Genomic DNA, 14,468 nt, shown 5'->3' on the forward strand with positions numbered 1-14,468 from the left:
CCTTCAGGGTAAAATCATTTGGTCTTCGAAGGTGATTTTTTCTTCGGAGACTTTTTCTTTTTCGCCTTGGGCGCGGCCGGAGAGATTTCGAAGGAAAGTTCATTGTCCTTCAGATGCACCTTGACTTCGCCGCCATTCATCAGCTTGCCGAACAGCAGTTCCTCGGCGAGAGGCTGCTTGATCTTCTCCTGGATGAGACGGCCCATCGGACGCGCACCATAGAGCTTGTCATAGCCGCGCTCGGTGAGCCATTTGGTGGCGTCTTCATCCAGCGTGATATGGACATTCTGGTCGGCCAGCTGCAGCTCGAGCTCGAGAATGAATTTCTCGACCACGCGTGCCACAACTTCCGGCGGCAGATAGGCAAAGGGTACGATTGCATCCAGACGGTTTCGGAATTCCGGCGTGAACATCTTCTTGACGGCCTCGTCGCCGGCATCTTCCTTCGACACATTGCCGAAGCCAATGCCTTCTTTCGCCATGTCGGAGGCTCCGGCATTGGTCGTCATGATCAGGATGACATTGCGGAAATCAACTGTCTTGCCGTGATGATCGGTGAGCTTGCCGTTGTCCATCACCTGCAACAGGATGTTGAACAGGTCCGGGTGCGCCTTTTCGATCTCGTCGAGCAGCAGCACGCAATGCGGGTTCTGATCAACCGCGTCGGTCAGCAGGCCGCCCTGGTCATAGCCGACATAGCCCGGAGGGGCGCCGATCAGACGGGACACGCTATGGCGTTCCATATATTCGGACATGTCGAAGCGCTTGAGCGGAATGCCCATGATCGACGACAGCTGGCGGGCAACTTCGGTCTTGCCGACGCCGGTAGGGCCGGAAAAGAGATAGTTGCCAATTGGTTTGTTCGGTTCCCGCAGGCCAGCCCGTGAAAGCTTGATGGCGCTCGAGAGTTTCTCGATTGCGGCATTCTGTCCGAAGACCACGCGCTTGAGATCCTTGTCGAGATTTTCCAGGGTCTTCTTGTCATCCTTGGAAACCGATTTGGGCGGGATGCGCGCCATTGTCGCGATGACCGCCTCGATGTCCCGGGTGGTGATCATCTTCTTGCGGCGCGAGGGCGGCAACAGCATCTGCATGGCTCCGACTTCATCAATAACATCAATGGCTTTGTCGGGTAACTTGCGATCATTTATGTACCGCGTTGACAGTTCAACCGCGGATTTCAGCGCGTCCGGTGCATAGCGCACCTTGTGGTGCTCTTCGAACGCACCGCGCAAGCCGGCGAGAATCTTGATCGTGTCCTCGACACTCGGTTCGTTGACGTCAATCTTCTGGAACCGGCGCAGCAGGGCGCGGTCCTTTTCGAAATGGTTGCGGAATTCCTTGTAGGTGGTGGACCCGATGCAGCGGATGATGCCACCGGACAGGGCCGGTTTCAGCAGGTTCGATGCATCCATCGCGCCGCCGCTGGTGGCGCCGGCGCCGATCACCGTATGAATTTCGTCAATGAAGAGGATCGCATCGGGCAGCTTTTCCAGTTCCGATACGACCTGCTTCAGCCGTTCTTCGAAATCGCCGCGATAGCGCGTTCCAGCGAGAAGAGAGCCCATGTCGAGCGAATAAATGACGGCGGGCTTGAGCACGTCAGGGACGGTTTCCTCGACAATGCGCAGGGCCAGGCCCTCGGCAATCGCGGTCTTGCCCACGCCGGGTTCGCCAACATAAAGCGGATTGTTCTTCGAGCGGCGGCACAGGATCTGGACTGTCCGGTCGACTTCGGCCTGGCGGCCGATCAGTGGATCAATCCGGCCATCCCGGGCCTTTTCGTTGAGATTAACGGTAAATTGGTCGAGCGCCGTCTCTTTCTTGTTCTTCGCATCCTTTTTCTCATCGGTCTCGTCATTGCCTGACAACTCGGCCGGATCCATCGTCTGGCCGCCCTTGCCGACGCCGTGACTGATGAAGGACACCGCATCAAGCCGGCTCATGTCCTGCTGCTGAAGGAAATAGACGGCATAGCTTTCGCGCTCGGAAAAGAGGGCGACAAGCACATTGGCACCGGTGACTTCATCCTTGCCAGACGACTGCACGTGCAGGATTGCGCGCTGTACAACCCGCTGAAAACCGGAGGTTGGAGAGGGATCAATGGTCTTTTCAACCTTGAGCGAGTCGAGTTCGCTGTCGAGATAGATGACGACAGCATCTTCCAGCTCGCCAATATCGACGCCGCAGGCATTCATCACCTGGGATGCATCGGCATCTTCAATCAGCGCGAGCAGCAAATGTTCGAGCGTGGCATATTCATGAGACCGGTCGGCGGCATGCTTTAACGCCTGATGCAGGGTCTTTTCCAGTGATTCAGCGAATGATGGCATGCATTTAACTCCTTGTGGGGACAAAGGGCGTCCCGATGATCGTGGCGGTTGCTCTCCTGCATCCCGGCCGTGATCCTGTGTTTCGTATCTGTTCTTCTTCTATCTATGCGCAGACCGTTGAACATCAAGGGCTGCCGAGAAAGGAAAAGCAAGGATCGGGCCAAGTTTATCTTTGACTGGATGAATATTGATCGGCGGTTTCTCTCCTTGGTAACCGGCGGTTCGCTGCTGGAACCTGATTATTAACATACAGGGTTAACAAATCCTTACCAGATTGCCAGCATTATCCTTTGCGGAACAGGTCATCGGCACTGGCACGATGTGACATGGCGAATTTTTTCCGGGATTCACAACGGTCTATCTCGCCCTTCAGGAGTGCAATTCTGGCGTCCAGTTCGTCCACCGAAAAAGGATCCAGATCCTGTTTGACCAGCATCGCCAGCGGATCCGTGCTGCTACGGGGCAGGTCGTCATCCATGTCCATCTTTCATCTCCCAGTCGTCTGTCAAATCTCGCAGAGCAGTGTTGACCGGGGGGCGGATGCTGTCAATATGCCGTCTGCAGAGTTGAGGGAGCGGGGAAATGACGGAATCCGAAGTGTTGCAGAGCGAGATGACGGCCATCGCAATTACCGAACCGGGTGGCCCGGAAGTCCTCCAGCCGCAGACCATGCCGGTGCCGGAACCGGCCGAGGGGGAATTGTTGATCCGGGTCTCTGCAGCGGGCGTCAATCGCCCCGATGTCGTACAGCGCATGGGCTTTTATCCGGTCCCGCCAGGTGCCTCGCCCTTGCCGGGACTGGAGGTGTCCGGAACGGTGGTCGCCCTCGGCAGCGGCGTGGAGCCAGAATGGCTTGGCCGCAATGTCTGCGCTCTGACCAATGGCGGCGGCTATGCCGAGTTTTGTGTGGCACCGGCTACCCAGTGCCTGGGCGTGCCGGACAGTCTGACCATGGCTGAGGCGGCGGCCATGCCGGAAACCGTTTTTACCGTTTGGGGAAACCTGTTCAATCGCGGCTTTGCGCGCGAGGATGAAACCGTGCTGGTTCATGGCGGCACCAGCGGGATCGGCACGATGGCGATCATGCTCGGCAAACTGGTTGGTCTGAAAATGATCGTCACCTGTGGCAGCGACCAGAAATGCACCGCGGCCAAAAGCATCGGCGCGGATCACGCGATCAATTACAAGACCGAAGATTTTGTTGAGGAAATCAAGAAGATCACCGGTGGAGAAGGTGTCGAAATCGTGCTCGACATGGTGGCCGGCGATTATGTGCAGCGCAACCTGGATTGCCTGAAGGAAGACGGCCGCCATGTCACCATCGCCGTGCAGGGCGGACTGAAAGCCGAGATCAACATGGCGCAGGTGATGATGAAACGGCTGACCCTGACCGGCACGACGCTGCGGCCCCAGTCGGCCGAGCGCAAGGCCCTGCTGTGCGACGAAATTTCGCGCTATGTCTGGCCCGACGTCGAAGCAGGACGGCTCAAGCCGGTGATGGACGAAAGCTTTCCGCTCGCCGATGCCGCCAAGGCCCATGCGCGGATGGAAGCGGGCGATCATATTGGCAAGATCATCCTGACCGTCGACGACTGATGGTTGCCGAAACCGATTTTCACGGCGCGAAAGTGGCATTGTTTTTCGGAGATGAATTGCTCGTATATCGCCGGGATGACCATCCGGACATTCCGTTTCCCAACATGATCGACCTGCCTGGTGGCGGCAGGGAAAATGGCGAAAGCGGCCGGGAATGTGTGGTCCGCGAAACCCGGGAAGAATTTGGCATCAACATCGATGCACAATCCCTGCAATTTGCCGAGAGCTATGAAAACTGGCGCGGGGCGGGTCCTGGCGCGCTATTCTTTACCGGTCAGCTGACATCCGATCAGATCGGCGCAATCCGCTTTGGTGATGAAGGGCAGGGCTGGCACCTGATGCCGGTTCCGGAGTTTCTTGAAAGCATGGAGGTTGTTCCGCATTTGCGACAGCGACTGCAGGCCTGGCTGGACAAGGAATTGACCTGAAATCCGGTATCCTGGTCAATGTTTGGCGCAAATATCTTGCCGATGGCGTCCGGATCGCTTACATAGGGTGCAACAAAGGCCGTCTCCGCAAGGGGGCGGCCCTTATTTATTGGAGAATTGGCCGTGGCCGCAGGAAACAGCACCGAAAACCTTACCCCGCTCATGCCGCATGCAACCGCAAGCTGGCTGGTCGACAATACCGCATTGAGCTTTGAACAGATTGCCGAATTTTGCGGCATTCACATTCTCGAAGTGAACGCGATGGCAGATGATCTTGCCGGTTCCAAATATACCGGACGCGATCCCGTGCAGGCGCACGAGCTGACCAACGAGGAAATCGCCAAGGCGGAAGCCGATCCGGAATATCGCATGGTGCTGCAAAAGGGACCGGAACAGGTCCGGCGGACCAAAGGCCCGCGCTATACCCCGGTATCCAAGCGGCAGGACAAGCCCGATGGCATCGCCTGGCTGCTGCGCAACCATCCCGAAATTTCGGATGCCCAGGTCGGCAAACTGATCGGAACGACCCGCACGACGATCAACGCCATCCGCGATCGCGAGCACTGGAATATCGCCAATATCGTGCCCAAGGATCCCGTCACGCTCGGCCTCTGTTCGCAACGTGAACTGGACGCCGTGGTGGCCAAGGCGGCGAAGAAGGCCGGAATTGAGCCCGAAGTGCCCGAAGATCGCAAACTGGGCGGCGACAAGGAAGCCCTGATTGCCGAACTGCAGGAAGAACGAGCCCAGGCCGAACGCGATGCAGAAGCGGCACTGGCAGCAGAATCCGGTGAAGGCGAAGAGCCGGCCGAAGAGCTGACGGCAGACAATCTGTTTAAGGACAGCTGAGCTTTTCCATCGCTTCGGAGTGATGGCGTGCTGTTTTAACTAACCGATTAAATTCGGTTGCGCCTGTCTGCGACGGGTGTACAGTTGCAGATATGGACGCTCCTCGCAAAACACCGGCCTATGACGCAACTCTGGCGGATCATGGTTTTGATCCGGTGGAAGCCGAGGGGCTGACCTATCCGCTCGGCGACTTTGAACCCAAATATGGGGAATATTTCGAGTTGATGCCGGGTATCGGCTGGACCCGGACTCCGGTTCCGGGGCCGCTGGGGCATATCAACAACTGGATCCTGGATGACGTCCACGCAAATGGCGAGCCGGGTTTCGCGATTGTCGACACCGGCCTGTTCATGCCGGCTGTCATCGAATCCTGGAAGAAACTGTTCGAAACGGGTCTCAACGGGCGCAAGGCGACGAAGATCGTCGTCACCCACTATCATCCCGATCATGTCGGCTGTGCAGGCTGGCTGGCCAACCGGTTCAAGGCGCCGCTGTACATGAACCGGACCGAATGGCTGATGGCGCGGATGCTGATTGCCGACAATGGCGAAGAAGTGCCGGCCGAGGCGCTGGAACAATGGCGATTTGCCGGGTGGGACCAGCACCTGATTGACAATTTCGAGAAAAAGGGCTGGGGCCGCTTTGCTCGCGCCGTTTCCCGTCTGCCGCTGGGGCATATTCGTCTCGACGAGGAGGATATCCTGCCAATCGGCGGCAATGACTGGCGGATCATGATCGGCAAGGGCCACACACCCGAACATGCCTGCCTGGTCGATGACCGCAATCACGTGATGATTTCGGGCGACCAGATATTGCCGCGGATCACCTCGAATATTTCGGTGATGCTCAGCGAACCGACGGCTGACCCGCTGGGCGAATGGCTGGAGAGCATCAAACGGTTCCGCGCCGAACTGGATCCCGATCTGCTCGTCCTGCCGGCGCACGGACGTCCGTTCAAGGGGGCGTTGCAGCGGCTCGATACGCTGGCGGCCCGGCACAACGAGGCGCTCGATGATCTTGCTGATGCGCTCGCTGAAAAACCGATGCGGGTGGTCGACAGCTTTCCCTTGCTGTTTTCGCGGCCGATTGGCGAAGATGTGATCGGCATGGCATCCGGCGAAGCCATGGCGACGCTGCGGCATCTGGAATATACCGGTCGTGCCGTGCACGAGGTGAAGGACGGCACCGCCTGGTACCGCGCCAGCTAGGGCGCAGCCGGTTCCGCATCGGGATGCACCAGCCCCCTGGTGTGGCAATGCAAGCCATAGCCCCGCAGGAACACCATCAGGGCCACCAGTGATATGATGCCCGCCAGCCCGAAAGGTGCGCCGGGCAGGTAGGCAAGCGCACCGGGAATGGTGAATGCAGCAAACACCGCCGTGAAAATCGGCGGCCCGATCACCGACGCGATGCTCTGCAGGCTGGCAACCGCACCTTGCAGTTCTCCCTGCGTGTCATCGGACACCGCCTTGCTCATCAGGCCATTGATCGAGGGTTGATAAAGTCCCTGCAGCGCGCCGATCGGAATTGCAATCGCGAGCATCCAGCCATCGCCTGGTCCGGCTATAACATAGACCACTGTGCTAAGGGCCATGCCGAGCGCCCCGATAATCACGGCATTGCGTTCCCCGATGCGGGGGATCAGCACCCGGATCAGGACACCCTGAACCACAGCTGCACCCACTCCCACAAAAGCCAGGGCCAGTCCGACCGTGAAGCCGCTCCAGCCAAAGTTCTCGATCGCGTAAAAGGCAAAGACCACCGGATAGACGACATGGGCGATCATCCAGATGGTGAGGGCGGCCGCATACCAGAGGACGACCGGATTTTGTCCGCCAAGTCCCCGAAGCGCCACGACGGCATTGGAGCGCGCGAGGCTGAATTTCCGCCGCTTGGATTTCGGCAAGCTTTCGCGCAGCATGAAAAAACCAAAAACCAGATTGACGGCAGCGAGGGCCGCGGCAGCAAAAAACGGAATCCGGGTGCCATATTCGCCCAATATTCCACCAATTGCCGGGCCAAATATGAAGCCCAGTCCAAAGGCCGCTCCGATCAGGCCGAAATTCTGGGACCGTTTCTCGGAGGGTGTGACATCAGCTATATAGGCGTAGGCAGTGCTGAAACTGGCGCCCATGATACCCGCGACAATCCGCGCGATGAACAGCCACAGCAGGGAGGGTGCGAAGCCCATCAGCGAATAGGCAATGGCATAGCCGCCGAGGGCCCCAAGCAGAACGGGCCGGCGTCCAAAACGGTCCGAGAGATTGCCGATGATTGGTCCGAAGACAAATTGCATCGCGGCATAGGCGAAAGCCAGCCAGCCGGCATCAATCGCGGCTTCGGCCAGACTGTCACCAGTGATTTCGGTGATCAGCGTCGGCAGCACCGGCATGATGATCCCGAATCCGATCATGTCGATCAGGACCACAAGAAATACAAAGAGGATCGATGATTTGGCGGCCGGCACCGGTGCGGGCTTGTCTTCAGTCATGATCCGGGAGGTTCCTGTCAGTAATCTGGATTGTCTATATGGAATAGTCGCCGGGAATACCAACAGAACATCCGAAAACTGTCAGGGTTTTTTCCGGGAAAACCGGATGCCGTCAATCGGGTTCGGGTCTTGCTGGTGATGGTCTTTTGGATTGTCAGTGCAGGAGCATTCACTTACACTCTTGTCAATGAACTCATCTCTCTCGAAAAATTCACCTGAAAGCTATTCTCATGTCTGACTCCAGTGCCCCCATCTGGAAATCCCGATATAATCATCCCACGAGCTGGGATCAGTTTTACTCTCCCTTGTCGATGCCCGGGATGTTCTTTCGTTCGGCCGGTCGTCGGGGTGAGAATAATCTGCTCGATTTCATGGGGCGCAAATATAGCTATGCCGAAGTCGCTGCGGGCGTTGTGCGGGTGGCCAGTGGATTACAGAAAATGGGTGTCAGCAAGGGCGACCGGGTGGGCCTGTTTCTGCCCAATGTCCCCCATTATGTGTCTGCCTATTATGGCGCGATGGCGATTGGTGCCACGGTCGTGAATTTTTCGCCCCTCTATACGGTCGAAGAACTGAATCACCAGGTTGAAGACAGCGGGACGAAAATCCTCTTCACCATGTCGGCGACAGCTCTTTTTCCCACCGCTTATGAAGTGCTGCAGCAATCCAGCCTGGAGAAGCTCGTGGTCGGCAGCGTCGCCGGCGCCCTCCCGGCCGGCAAGGCGCTGTTCTACAGCCTGTTCCGCCGCAAGGAAAATGCGCCTCAGCCGGATGATGACCGGATCATTCCGTTTGCCGATCTGACCGACAATGACGGCAAATATGTTGCGCCCAATATCCGTCCGGAGAAGGACATCGCGCTGTTGCAATATACCGGTGGCACCACAGGAACTCCCAAAGGCGCGATGCTGAGCCATCAGAATCTGACAGCCAATGCCCGGCAGATCAACGGCATTGATCCCTATATTGATGATGAAGACCGGCTGATGGGGGTGCTGCCCTTTTTTCATGTTTTCGCCAATAGCGCGGTGCTCAATCGCACTGTCCAGCGCGGCGGGGAAATAGTGATGTTGCCCCGTTTCGATGCGAAACAGACGCTGAAAGCGATCACCCGGAACCGGATCACGGCGATGCCGGGTGTGCCGACCATGTATCAGGCGCTGCTCGATCATCCCGATATCGACAGGACCAATTTCTCTTCGCTGAAAGTCTGCGTTTCGGGGGGAGCGCCATTGCCTCTCGAACTCAAAAAGAAATTCGAGGCCAAGACCGGTGCCAAGCTGGTGGAAGGCTATGGTCTGACTGAAAGCTCGGGCGTGGTCAGCGCCAATCCCTATGCCGGCCTCAACAAGCCCGGCACGATCGGGCAACCGGTTCCGGGAACACTGGTCAAGCTGGTCGACAAGGAAGATCCGACGCGCGAAGTGCCGGAAGGAGAACCCGGTGAGCTTATCTTCTCCGGCCCGCAGGTGATGCAGGGATACTGGAACCGGCCGGAGCAGGATGACCAGGTCTATGTCGACGGTTTTCTCCGGACAGGGGATGTCGCTGAAATCGATGAAGATGGCTATATCCGCATTGTCGACCGGCTGAAGGACATGATTGCCGTTGGGGGTTTCAAGGTTTTTCCCAGCCAGGTGGAGGAAGTGCTGTATCGCCATGAGGCGGTGAAGGAAGCCCTGGTTATCGGTGTGCCGGACGATTATCGCGGGGAAAGCCCGAAGGCATTTGTGGCGCTGGAAGAAGCGGGTCAGGTCACCGGCGGTGAACTGAAGGACTGGCTCAATCCGCAACTCGGCAAACATGAGCGCGTTTCCGATGTTGTGGTCCGTGAAATTCTGCCGAAAACCATGATCGGAAAACTGGATCGGAAAGCACTGAGAGCCGAAGAACTGGGATGAAAATGCGAAATTCAAAGAGAAAGCGCCCGGCGGAGCGCAATGCGTTCGGCTGAACGAAGATTATCCGAAATCGCGACAAAATGCAGCCGCGGTGCAAGCTCTCGATAGGCAAGCGTGCCAGTTTGAATATCGGCTTTTTGGCTGATTCAGGGGGCACTTATGGCCAGTTTTTTGCTCAAGCGGTTGCGGAAACCTTTTGACGCGTCGCGTCAGGGTGCGGTGCTACCGGCGCTGATCATCCTGCACATGTTGCTTGTACTTGTCGTGACCGTCCCTGCCGGAATGTGAAAATCGATCCGCCCATAGACACTTCCGCGGATGAAGAGAGCAGGCGAAGATCTGGAAAATATACTCTCGCCGTTCGTGTGCTGATCATCATTGGGCTTTCGATAAGCCTTTGGACGATGCTGATTATTCTCGCGGTCATGCTTTTGCGTTGACCCCGGCCGTGCGCTTGTCCGGAGGCAGATGCTTTCCGGAGCCGGACAAAATTTACGCCATATTGGGTCACTTTCCTGGCCCGGAGACTTGCGGGTCTGCCGAAATCCCGCCATGGTCCGCGCGCCTGACAATATCCTCGGAATCGTGACGCGACCTTGATGGAATTCGATCAGGCCAAACAGGGTGAGAAATGGCAACGGAAAGCGGCACAGGCAGAACTGGCGAGCGGGAACGCGCACATCCCTGGTACGGGGGAGTCGAGTTTCGCACGCTGGCGGAGTCGATTCCGGCGATGGTTTTTGTCAGTGATGGCAACGGTGCCAATATCTACAGTAATGTCCAGGTACAAAGATTTACCGGCATGAGCATGGAGGCCTTGCTGGGTGAAGGATGGCTGGATGCCGTACATCCGGACGAACAGAACATGGCCCGGAAAATCTGGTCCAGTTCACTCTCGACTGGCGAGGGCATGGACACCAAATGCCGGGTCCGGCGTTTTGACGGGAAATATCGCTGGCATCTGGTGCGCAGCGAACCGGTTCTGGACGCGCAGGGACATGTTGTCCGCTGGATCGGGTCGGCAACCGACATTCAGGACCTGATCGCACATATCAGCATTAAATCGCAGTCCGAAGCGATCTTGAAAGCGCTGCAAAGCTCGGCTGATCTCGTGGTCTATGCCAAGGATGCCGAGGGGCGGTTCATCTACACCAATGCCGCAGGCTTGTCGGTCATCGGGCGCCGCGCGGAAGAAGTAACCGGCAAAATGGTTGATGACCTGACCGCAGAAACGGCAGAAGGCGCGGCCATTGCAGAACATGATCAGCAAGTGCTTGCTGTTCGCCGTCCGATGACCTTCAGGGAGAGCTGGACCCTGCCGGGTGCGGACACCCGTTATTTTCAATCAACCAAGGTGCCGTTGCCCCTTCCGGATGGTTCGGTGGGAATTGCGGCGCTGAGTGTGGATATCACCGTAGCGGAAAACCAGCAGCGGCAGCATGCAGAAACGGCAGATCATTTGCGGCAGCGGATTGACAGCCTGCCGCACATCACCTGGGTGGCGGACGACGAAGGGAAACTGATTGAGGTCAATCAGGCCTGGTACGACCATGCCGGTCTCACGCCGGCTGTCGGCATGGAATATGCGGATGTCATCGCAGAAGAATCGATGGCCGCGTTTCTCGACCAATGGTCCTTCTGCCTGGAACACGGGGAAATTCTCGACATGACGGTCACCATCCGGGATGCCATCGCGCAAAAAACCGGCGAACGACGGGTTCTTGCGCTCCCGGTAGAACGCAATATTTCGGGCGAAATGCGCCGCTTCTGGTATGGCAGTTTCAGCTGATCCGGGCAGGGCGGGACACAGGCTGAATCAGTCCGGCAGGCCGGTGATGGACTTGATTTCCATAAAGTCCTTCAGGCCATAGACACCGCCTTCGCGGCCATTGCCCGACTGTTTGTAGCCCCCGAAAGGCGCACCCGGTGCGGGGCCCCAATTGTTGATAATGACCATGCCGGCCTGCAATTTGGGCGCAACTTCCGCCGCTTCTGCCGGATCGCCGGAGATGACGGCCGACAGCCCATATTCCGTGTCATTGGCGATTTCGATGGCCTCATCAAGATCATCATAGCTCATCAGCGTCACAACTGGCCCGAAAGTTTCTTCCTTTGCGATCCGCATGTCCGGCGTAACTCCGCTGAACAGGGTTGGTTTGATATAATAGCCGCGGTTGACGCCCTGGGGCAGGTCGGTGCCGCCGGTTTCGAGCGTGGCGCCTTCGTCAATGGCTGACTGGATCAGATCCTGAATCTTGTCATGCTGGGCCTTGTTGACCACTGGTCCGATATGCTGACCTTCTTCCAGCGGATCGCCCACTTCCTGCGCCTCGACGATATTCTTCACCACATTCACCGCATCTGCGGTCTGTTCGTTGTGAACCAGCACACGCGTCGGCGCGATGCAGCTTTGACCGGAATTGAGCATCACCCCGCCGATAGAGGCGGGCAAGACCTGTTCCAGATCCGATCCGGGCAGAACCACATTGGGTGATTTCCCGCCCAGTTCCTGATGCACGCGCTTGACCGTATCCGCGGCAGCCTTGGCCACCAGTTTTCCGGCGCGAGTGGAGCCGGTGAAACTGACCATGTCGACATCGGGGTGCGCGGAGATTGCGGCACCGACGGTTGGGCCGTCACCCTGCACCAGATTGAAGACACCGGCCGGAACACCGGCGGCATCCATGACTTCGGCCAGAATGGCGGCACTGCCGGGGCATTCTTCCGACGGCTTGAGCACCATGGTGTTGCCCGCCGCCAGTGCCGGAGCGACTTTCAGCGCGATCTGGTTGAGCGGCCAGTTCCACGGTGTGATCATGCCAACCACGCCAATGGGTTCATAGACGATGGTGTTGGGACCCTGTTTCTCGGAAAACCGGAAGTCTTTCAGCGCTTCCATGGTTCCGGCGAACCCGCCCAGTCCCGATGGCGCCTGCATGGCATTGCCGAGGCTCACCGGGGCACCCATTTCTACCGCCAGTGATTTGGCGATGTCCGGCATGCGTTTCTGATATTCCTCAATAACCCGACCCATCAGCGCCAGCCGTTCCTCGCGGCTGGTCTGGCTGTATGTCTTGAAGGCTTCCTTCGCTGCAGCGACAGCAGCGTCAACATCGGCTTTCGACCCCAGGACGATCTGCGTTCCCGGCTCTTCCGTCGCCGGATTGATCACCCGATGCGGCGTCCCGCCATCGGAATCCACCCACTGGCCATTGATGTAATTCTGTTCGTAGCTGTCCATGAGATTCTCTCCGTTATTTTGCCTGACAGTGACGCAAAAAACGGGAAAGGTCGACTGATATTATTGCGGTGACAGGAGTGTGCGCAATCGGGGCAGGGGGACAGGGTATGCTATTCCGCAGACCTGTGACAGGCGCACATGAATGCTGACCGGGATCGGTCGGCAACAAGATGGCAATGTGTTGCTGGATCCCCCGTGAGGATTCGAACCTCAATTGACGGAGTCAGAGTCCGTAGTCTTACCATTAGACGACAGGGGAGCGATGTGAGGCGCGTGTAATGCCCGGTCAAAAGTCCGTCAAGGGAAATTGCGGGTATCCGGTGCCGCCAGGCAGTCTTTCGCCAGCCAAAGCGGCATCATTGCCCGGCTGGACGAACATATTACCCGCTACCGGTGCTCCGTTGTCCGCAGTTTTCTATTCCCTTGCACAATAGCCGGGCCAGAGTTATCTCTATGGGCAAGTACCGGCGGTATTACCCGATCCGGAGAACATAAGAGTATCGGTCATGGTGGATGAAGCATCCCCATCGCCGCAAAGCAAAAACGGCGGAAATCCCGATCGGATGACCCGCCCGAAACGTGCGGCGACACATGGAAACGGGAGTCGAAACCCGGCTTTCTCACGAAAAAATACCGGCCGCTGGCCGAAATTGCGCTCCTATGCGGCCATTGATCTGGGGACGAACAACTGCCGGCTGCTGGTCGCCAAGCCATCAGCTGACGGCTTTATCGTAACCGATGCCTTTTCCCGCGTTGTCCGGCTGGGCGAGGGGCTGGTGGAAACCGGACGGATCAGCAACAGGGCAATGGACCGTGCCGTCGCGGCACTATCCATCTGTGCCGACAAGCTGCGCCGCCGCAATGTCACGCTGGCGCGTTCGGTTGCCACCGAAGCGTGCCGGCGGGCCAGCAACGGCGACAAGTTTATTGAACGGGTGCGGCGGGAAACCGGCATCGCACTGGATATTATCACCGCCGAAGAAGAGGCGCGTCTCGCTGTGTTGGGGTGCCAGATCCTTCTCGAACCGGGTAACGGACCGGCGCTGATATTCGACATTGGCGGCGGATCTACCGAGCTGGTGCTGGTTGACACGACGGGTCCCGCGCCCGAAATCATTGACTGGCTGAGCGCACCCTGGGGTGTGGTTTCGCTGACCGAAAGCGAACGATTTGACCATCAGAGCCCGGAGGGCAGGGAACTGGCATTTGCCAACATGCGCGCGCGCGTCATGGACAGTTTTGCAGAGTTTGCCGAACGGCTGCCGATGGATGCGGACTCCGATTTCCGGCTGCTGGGTACCAGCGGAACGGTCACCACACTAGCCAGCCTGCATCTCAAACTGCCCCAATATGACCGCCGCGTCATTGACGGACTGATCGTGCCCGCAGAGTCGATGCGTGAAATCAGCACGATGCTTGCGTACAAGTCCCCACAGGAACGCGCGGAAATCCCGTGTATCGGTCGAGAGAGGGCCGACCTGGTCGTTGGTGGATGTGCGATCCTCGAATCCATTCTCGACATCTGGCCGGCAACGCGCGTCGGTGTTGCAGACCGGGGTATCCGCGAGGGCATATTGCGCTCGCTGATGTCATCCAACGAACGCCGGCCGGTCAGGTAGGGGTGGAGCC

12 protein-coding genes and 1 tRNA gene are annotated in these 14,468 nt (G+C 57.9%); 8 read left to right on the forward strand and 5 right to left on the reverse strand.

What is annotated here, in order from left to right; all coding sequences use genetic code 11:
- Window positions 1-14: 14 nt before the first annotated feature.
- Together clpA and BUQ90_RS09840 are read right to left on the reverse strand one after the other, a co-directional pair.
- The gene (gene clpA / locus BUQ90_RS09835; RefSeq protein ID WP_074205066.1) at window positions 15-2,333 is read right to left on the reverse strand and encodes an ATP-dependent Clp protease ATP-binding subunit ClpA; all 2,319 of its coding nucleotides are present in this window, start codon (window positions 2,331-2,333) and stop codon (window positions 15-17) included.
- 283 nt (window positions 2,334-2,616) lie between these two features.
- On the reverse strand, window positions 2,617-2,817 hold the full coding sequence (locus tag BUQ90_RS09840) for a DUF1192 domain-containing protein (protein WP_074205067.1): 201 nt from the start codon (window positions 2,815-2,817) through the stop codon (window positions 2,617-2,619).
- 98 nt (window positions 2,818-2,915) lie between these two features.
- On the opposite strand from BUQ90_RS09840, the gene BUQ90_RS09845 reads away from it, so the two are divergent.
- The 4 genes from BUQ90_RS09845 (at window position 2,916) to BUQ90_RS09860 (ending at window position 6,414) form a co-directional block, all read left to right on the forward strand.
- Window positions 2,916-3,929, forward strand: a complete 1,014-nt coding sequence (locus BUQ90_RS09845) for an NAD(P)H-quinone oxidoreductase (RefSeq protein WP_074205068.1) — start codon at window positions 2,916-2,918, stop codon at window positions 3,927-3,929.
- A complete protein-coding gene (locus BUQ90_RS09850) occupies window positions 3,929-4,357 on the forward strand; it encodes an NUDIX hydrolase (RefSeq protein WP_074205069.1) in 429 nt (142 codons plus the stop codon). Before BUQ90_RS09845 ends, BUQ90_RS09850 begins: the two co-directional genes overlap by 1 nt.
- 162 nt (window positions 4,358-4,519) lie before the next feature.
- Window positions 4,520-5,206 carry a DUF1013 domain-containing protein gene (locus BUQ90_RS09855; RefSeq protein WP_074206333.1) on the forward strand — a complete coding sequence of 229 codons (687 nt, stop codon included), beginning with the start codon at window positions 4,520-4,522 and terminating at the stop codon, window positions 5,204-5,206.
- A 92-nt stretch (window positions 5,207-5,298) separates the two neighbouring features.
- Window positions 5,299-6,414 (forward strand): MBL fold metallo-hydrolase, encoded by a 1,116-nt coding sequence (locus BUQ90_RS09860; protein ID WP_074205070.1) that lies wholly within the window; start codon window positions 5,299-5,301, stop codon window positions 6,412-6,414.
- Here BUQ90_RS09860 and BUQ90_RS09865 read toward each other — a convergent pair.
- Window positions 6,411-7,697 (reverse strand): TCR/Tet family MFS transporter, encoded by a 1,287-nt coding sequence (locus BUQ90_RS09865; protein ID WP_074205071.1) that lies wholly within the window; start codon window positions 7,695-7,697, stop codon window positions 6,411-6,413. The genes BUQ90_RS09860 and BUQ90_RS09865 overlap by 4 nt on opposite strands.
- 230 nt (window positions 7,698-7,927) lie before the next feature.
- On the opposite strand from BUQ90_RS09865, the gene BUQ90_RS09870 reads away from it, so the two are divergent.
- The 3 genes from BUQ90_RS09870 to BUQ90_RS09875 all read left to right on the forward strand — a co-directional run bounded on the left by BUQ90_RS09870 (window position 7,928) and on the right by BUQ90_RS09875 (window position 11,387).
- Window positions 7,928-9,598, forward strand: coding sequence for a long-chain-fatty-acid--CoA ligase (locus BUQ90_RS09870; RefSeq protein ID WP_074205072.1), 1,671 nt, complete (start codon window positions 7,928-7,930; stop codon window positions 9,596-9,598).
- Window positions 9,599-9,757: 159 nt separating this feature from the next.
- A complete protein-coding gene (locus BUQ90_RS17925) occupies window positions 9,758-9,886 on the forward strand; it encodes a hypothetical protein (protein ID WP_275425813.1) in 129 nt (42 codons plus the stop codon).
- A 343-nt stretch (window positions 9,887-10,229) separates the two neighbouring features.
- Entirely contained in the window at window positions 10,230-11,387 is a 1,158-nt protein-coding gene (locus BUQ90_RS09875) for a PAS domain-containing protein (RefSeq protein WP_074205073.1), read from the forward strand.
- Window positions 11,388-11,414: 27 nt separating this feature from the next.
- Here the strand turns inward: BUQ90_RS09875 and BUQ90_RS09880 are convergent, their stop codons facing one another.
- Together BUQ90_RS09880 and BUQ90_RS09885 are read right to left on the reverse strand one after the other, a co-directional pair.
- On the reverse strand, window positions 11,415-12,839 hold the full coding sequence (locus tag BUQ90_RS09880) for an aldehyde dehydrogenase family protein (protein WP_074205074.1): 1,425 nt from the start codon (window positions 12,837-12,839) through the stop codon (window positions 11,415-11,417).
- 185 nt (window positions 12,840-13,024) lie between these two features.
- Window positions 13,025-13,098: transfer RNA gene (locus BUQ90_RS09885), tRNA-Gln, on the reverse strand.
- A 247-nt stretch (window positions 13,099-13,345) separates the two neighbouring features.
- Between BUQ90_RS09885 and BUQ90_RS09890 the strand changes: the two genes are divergently transcribed.
- Entirely contained in the window at window positions 13,346-14,458 is a 1,113-nt protein-coding gene (locus BUQ90_RS09890) for a Ppx/GppA phosphatase family protein (RefSeq protein ID WP_074205075.1), read from the forward strand.
- The last annotated feature ends 10 nt before the right edge of the window (window positions 14,459-14,468 follow it).

This window comes from Parasphingorhabdus marina DSM 22363 (genome assembly GCF_900128895.1).
In the GTDB taxonomy this organism is placed as follows: Bacteria; Pseudomonadota; Alphaproteobacteria; order Sphingomonadales; family Sphingomonadaceae; genus Parasphingorhabdus; species Parasphingorhabdus marina.

Excerpts from the sequence above, each read along its gene's own strand:
- BUQ90_RS09850 (WP_074205069.1), top strand. The coding sequence starts at position 3,929 with ATGGTTGCCGAAACCGATTTTCACGGCGCGAAAGTGGCATTGTTTTTC.
- BUQ90_RS09890 (WP_074205075.1), top strand. The coding sequence starts at position 13,346 with ATGGTGGATGAAGCATCCCCATCGCCGCAAAGCAAAAACGGCGGAAAT.
- BUQ90_RS09880 (WP_074205074.1), bottom strand. The coding sequence starts at position 12,839 with ATGGACAGCTACGAACAGAATTACATCAATGGCCAGTGGGTGGATTCC.
- BUQ90_RS09870 (WP_074205072.1), top strand. The coding sequence starts at position 7,928 with ATGTCTGACTCCAGTGCCCCCATCTGGAAATCCCGATATAATCATCCC.
- BUQ90_RS09860 (WP_074205070.1), top strand. The coding sequence starts at position 5,299 with ATGGACGCTCCTCGCAAAACACCGGCCTATGACGCAACTCTGGCGGAT.
- BUQ90_RS09845 (WP_074205068.1), top strand. The coding sequence starts at position 2,916 with ATGACGGAATCCGAAGTGTTGCAGAGCGAGATGACGGCCATCGCAATT.
- BUQ90_RS17925 (WP_275425813.1), top strand. The coding sequence starts at position 9,758 with ATGGCCAGTTTTTTGCTCAAGCGGTTGCGGAAACCTTTTGACGCGTCG.
- BUQ90_RS09875 (WP_074205073.1), top strand. The coding sequence starts at position 10,230 with ATGGCAACGGAAAGCGGCACAGGCAGAACTGGCGAGCGGGAACGCGCA.
- BUQ90_RS09855 (WP_074206333.1), top strand. The coding sequence starts at position 4,520 with ATGCCGCATGCAACCGCAAGCTGGCTGGTCGACAATACCGCATTGAGC.
- BUQ90_RS09865 (WP_074205071.1), bottom strand. The coding sequence starts at position 7,697 with ATGACTGAAGACAAGCCCGCACCGGTGCCGGCCGCCAAATCATCGATC.
- BUQ90_RS09840 (WP_074205067.1), bottom strand. The coding sequence starts at position 2,817 with ATGGACATGGATGACGACCTGCCCCGTAGCAGCACGGATCCGCTGGCG.
- clpA (WP_074205066.1), bottom strand. The coding sequence starts at position 2,333 with ATGCCATCATTCGCTGAATCACTGGAAAAGACCCTGCATCAGGCGTTA.